Source organism: Streptomyces sp. NPDC055078 (genome assembly GCF_053607985.1).
This window is the reverse complement of record NZ_JBSGUP010000629.1, coordinates 1-4794: the sequence shown is the minus strand read 5'-3', so window position 1 is coordinate 4794 and position 4794 is coordinate 1. Positions and strand designations below refer to the sequence as shown.

Sequence of the window (4794 nt, the reverse complement as noted above, 5' to 3'; positions counted from 1 at the left end):
GAGGCAGGACATCCGGGCGTACCGGCGGGCCCCGGCGGGTCGGCCGGCGGAATCACCGGCGATTCGTCGGCCGGTGACTCCTCGGTTGGTGATTCCTCGGTCGGCGATTCCTCGGCCGGCGGCGGCGCGGCCGGGGCAGCCGGACCCGGTGAAGGACCTCGCGGTGTGCTCGCCGTCGCCGCCACCTTCACCACCGACCCGTTGCGTGACGTCCTCGCCCACTGGTCACAGCGGCTGGCCCTCGGTCTGGAGATCGTGCTCACCCCGTACAACCAGGTGTTCCAGGAACTGCTCGACCCGCAGAGCACGTTCGCCGGGAACCGCCGGGGCTGCAATGCCGTACTGCTCCGGCTGGAGGACTGGCCGCCCGGCGAGGAGACCGCCGACACCGTCGAGGAGTTCGTGGCCGCCGCGCGCGGACACGCCGAGCGGAGCGGTGTGCCGCTCCTGGTGATGGTGTGTCCCTCACCGCCGGGAGCCGCGCCCGAGCGGGCGGCGGAACTGGCGGCGGCGGAGCGGCGGCTGCGTACCGCACTGGCGGACGCCGACGGCGTACATGTGGTGGGCACCGCCGACTGGAGCGGCGGCTGCGAGATCGACGGGTACCACGACGCCGCCCGGGACGAACTGGCCCACATCCCCTACACCCCGGCCGCGTGCACCGCCCTGGGCACCGGCGTGGCCCGCGCGGTCCACAGCCTGCTCGCCCCGCCCTTCAAGGCCCTGGTCCTGGACTGTGACAACACACTGTGGCACGGAGTCTGCGCGGAGGACGGCCCCGGCGGGGTCACCCTCCCGCCGGGACATCGCCGCCTCCAGGAGTGGGCCGTCGACCTGCAGGAACAGGGCGTACTGCTCTGCCTGTGCAGCAAGAACACCGAGGCCGATGTCGATGAGGTCTTCCGGCGCGGCCCCCGGATGCCGCTGCGCCCCGGCCACATCGCCGCCCGCCGCGTCGACTGGCGGCCGAAGGCCGACAGCGTCCGCGCGCTCGCGGCGGAACTGGGCATCGGGCTCGACAGTGTGGTGTTCCTCGACGACAACCCCGTCGAGACCGCCGCCGTACGAGCCGCCCATCCGCAGGTGCTGGCGCTCACCCTGCCGGCCGAGGCAGCCGCGATCCCCGGCTTTCTGGACCGGCTGTGGGCCTTCGACCGGACGGTGACGACGGATGAGGACCGGGCCAGGACAGCGGCGTACCGCGCGGGCCGGGCACGGGAGGACGCGCGCCGCGACGCACCCACCTTCGCCGACTTCATCGAGGGGCTGCGACTGCGTGTCGACGTCCACCGCGCGCGACCCGACCAACTGCGCCGGGTGGCCCAACTCACCCAGCGAACCAACCAGTTCAACCTGTCGGGCCGCCGCCGTACCGAGCCGGAGCTGCGTGCCCTGCTCGACCGCGGAGTCCGCTGCTGGGTCGCCGAGGTCGGCGACAGGTTCGGGGAGTACGGGCTGGTCGGCGCGGCCCTGACGGAGCACCGAGCGGGGCGCGGCCCGGGGACCGTCGCCCTGGACACGTTTCTGCTCAGCTGCCGAGTCCTGGGGCGGGGCGTCGAACACGCCTTCCTGGCGGCGGTCGCGCGCGCCGAGCGTGAACTGGTGGGAGACGCGGTGCTGGAGGCCACCCAGGTTCCCACGCCCCGGAACCTGCCGGTCCGTGACTTCTGCGACGCCGTCCTGGCCGAGGTGGGGGCGGAGCGCGTGGTGGCGGCTGACGGCTCCGTCGTCCACCGGGCCCCGCTCGGGCCGCTCGCCCGGATCTCCTTCCGGCCCCCCGCGCGGCCGCCGACGCCCCGGCCCGCCCCGGACCGGTCCGCACAACCGGCGCCGGACCCCGGACACGGGCGCAGGCTCGCCGCGCTGGCCGGTCTGTGCGCCCTCGGGGGCCCCGGCGGTATCGGAGCGATCGACGAGCTGCACCACCGTGTCATGGCGGCGGTCTCTCCTCGGCGGCCCGCCCCGGCGGCTGATACGCAACCGGTGGCCGGCATGGAATCGGCGCGGGGTAAGGGACCGGTACCGGGTACGGGACCGGCGGCGGTACCGGTACCGGGTACGGGACCGGCGGCGGAGAGGGCTTGGGTGGCGGGGGCGGAACAGCCCCCCTCGCCCGGCCTCCTCTCGCCCAGCCCCGACTCCAACCTCGGCCCCGACCCCGACTCCAACCCCGACCTCGACCCCGACCCCGACCCTGACTCCGACCCTGACTCCGACCCCGGTCCGCTCGCCCGCGTGTGCGAGGTGCTGGCCGGTATGGGGAACGCCGACATCGGACACCTGCGGGCGGACACCACACTGGAATCCCTGGCGCTCACGTCCCTGGAGATCGTCGACGCCACCGTGGCCCTCGAAAGGCGATTCGGGGAACTGCCGAGCACCCTGTTCTTCGAGCACCGCACCCTGGGCGCCCTGGCGGACTCCCTCCCGCGCACGCCGGACGGCGGGCCTGGACCGCGGGCGGCATCGGTACTCCCGCCCGTGGCCGGGGAGACGCCCGGTCCGGACGGCGTGGCCGTCGTCGGGATGGCGGGCCGGTACCCGGGAGCGCGGACCATCACCCGGCTGTGGCACAACCTGCTGGCGGGCGACGACGCACTGGCCGGCGATCTCGCCGGGCGCCGGGACAGACCGGTAGGCCCCGGTACCCACGGCGCCGCGCCGGGCGGACGGGCCGGTCTGCTCGACGGAGTGGCCGAGTTCGACGCGCTCTTCTTCGGCATCGCGCCGACCGAGGCGGCGACGATGGACCCCCAGCAGCGGCTGTTCCTCCAGACGGCCTACGAGGCGATCCAGGACGCCGGACACACACCGGCGAGCCTGGGACGCGACGTCGGGGTCTACGTCGGAGCGATGAGCCCCGACTATCTGATCCTCAGCGCCGACGCCGCGCTCGACGGACGCAGCCGCTACCCCAACAGCGACCTGTACCAGATAGCCAACCGGGTCTCGTACTTCTGCGACTTCACCGGCCCGAGCATGACGGTGGACACCGCCTGCTCGGCGTCCGGGGTGGCACTCCAGCTCGCCTGCGACGCCATCCGGCAGGGCACGATCGGTGCGGCCGTCGCGGGCGGTGTGCATCTGATGCTGCACCCGTCGCGGCAGACCCAGTACGGCGAACTCGGCATGCTGTCGGCCGGCGGCCGGTGCCGGCCGTTCGGCGCCGGAGCCGACGGCATCGTGCTCGGTGAGGGCGTCGGCGCGGTGCTGCTGCGTCCGCTGCGGGACGCCCTGGCCGACGGGGACCGTGTCCTCGGCGTCATCCGGGGCGCGGGAGTCAACACCGACGGCCGTACCAACGGCTTCACGGTCCCGAGTCCCGACTCCCAGGCGGCCCTTGTCTCCCGCACGCTGGAGCGGGCCGGGTTCGACCCCGCCACGATCGGCTATGTCGAGGCCCACGGCACCGGTACGCCCCTGGGCGACCCGATCGAGATCAGGGGCCTGACGGCGGCGTTCGGAGCCACGGGCGCACGCTGCCCGATCGGCAGCGTCAAGGGCAATATCGGCCATCTGGTCTCCGCAGCCGCCGTGGTGAGCCTGACGAAGGTGCTGCTCCAGTTGCGGCACGGCATCCTGGTGCCGTCTCTCCACGCCGACCGGCTCAACCCGCGTATCGACTTCGACCGCACCCCGTTCACCGTGCAGCGGGAGGCGCGCGCCTGGCCACGGCCCGACGGCGCCCCCCGGCGTGCGGTGATCAACTCCTTCGGGGCGGGCGGCGTCAATGTCCATCTCGCCGTCGAGGAGGCACCGGCGCCGTCGGTGGCCCGGCCCGCCGACGCGGACCCGGGTCACCTTGAACCGGAGCCGGAGCCGGAACTGTTCGTCCTGTCGGCCCGGGACGGTGAGAGCCTGCGGACCGTGTGCGGGCAGCTCGCGGACCATCTGCGCGGCCCGGGTGAGCACCTTCCGCTGAAGGACGTCGCGTTCACGCTGCGCGGCGGACGCGAGGCGTTCGACCACCGGGTGGCGTTCGTCGCCCGGGAGCGTGAGCGGACGGTGGAGATCCTCCACGCCCTCGCGGCGGGCGGTGCGGTGGACGGCGATGCGGTCTTCCACGGCCGGTCCGGACCTGCCGGACCTGCCGGACCTGCGGGACCTGCCGGACCTGCCGGACCTGCGGGAACGCCGACCGGACCGGCCGGAACACCGACAGGACCCGCCGGTACGCCGACCGGACCGGCCGCAGCTTCCGGCGGCGGCGCGGAGACCGCGACGGCTCCCGCGGAGCGGGGACGGCACGGCGAACCGGAGCGGCTGGAGCGGCTGGGGCGGCTCTGGGCCGGGGGCGACCGACTGGACTGGGCCGCGCTCCTGCCGCGCGGCACCGCACGGCGCGTCCCGCTGCCCACGTATCCGTTCCGGCGAACCACACACTGGCTGGCCGCACCGGCCTCCGGCCCCCCGGCCCCACCAGCTCCGGCCGGACCCGGGTCCGGTCCCGCGCGGAATCCCGGTCAGGGGGATGAGGACCACGGTGACGCGGTCACGTACTACCGGCCGTACTGGCGGCCCGCGCACCCCGGCACGGCCCGCCGCGTCGACTCGACCGTCGTGGTCCTGGGCGGCAGCGGCCGTAACGGATACGGCGGGGCGCGCGGTGTCTCCGGCGGCCACGGGGGCATCGCCGCGCTCCCCGACGACGGGCGCGGCCTGATCGTTGTCGACGTCCGGGGTCTCGACCCGGCGGGCACGGACGGCGGCGGCACCGCCGCCGGGACACCGGAACCGGCCGATCTGGCCGCGCTGGCGCGGCTGGCGGTGGCCGGCCGGCGGGCGACGTACGTC

At 74.8% G+C, this 4794-nt stretch carries 1 protein-coding gene; it reads left to right on the top strand.

Going from position 1 to position 4794, the window contains the following annotated elements; translation table 11 throughout:
* Positions 1-165: 165 nt before the first annotated feature.
* A partial coding sequence (locus ACWF94_RS33600) for an HAD-IIIC family phosphatase (RefSeq protein ID WP_453497327.1) occupies positions 166-4794 on the top strand: 4629 nt, incomplete at its 3' end.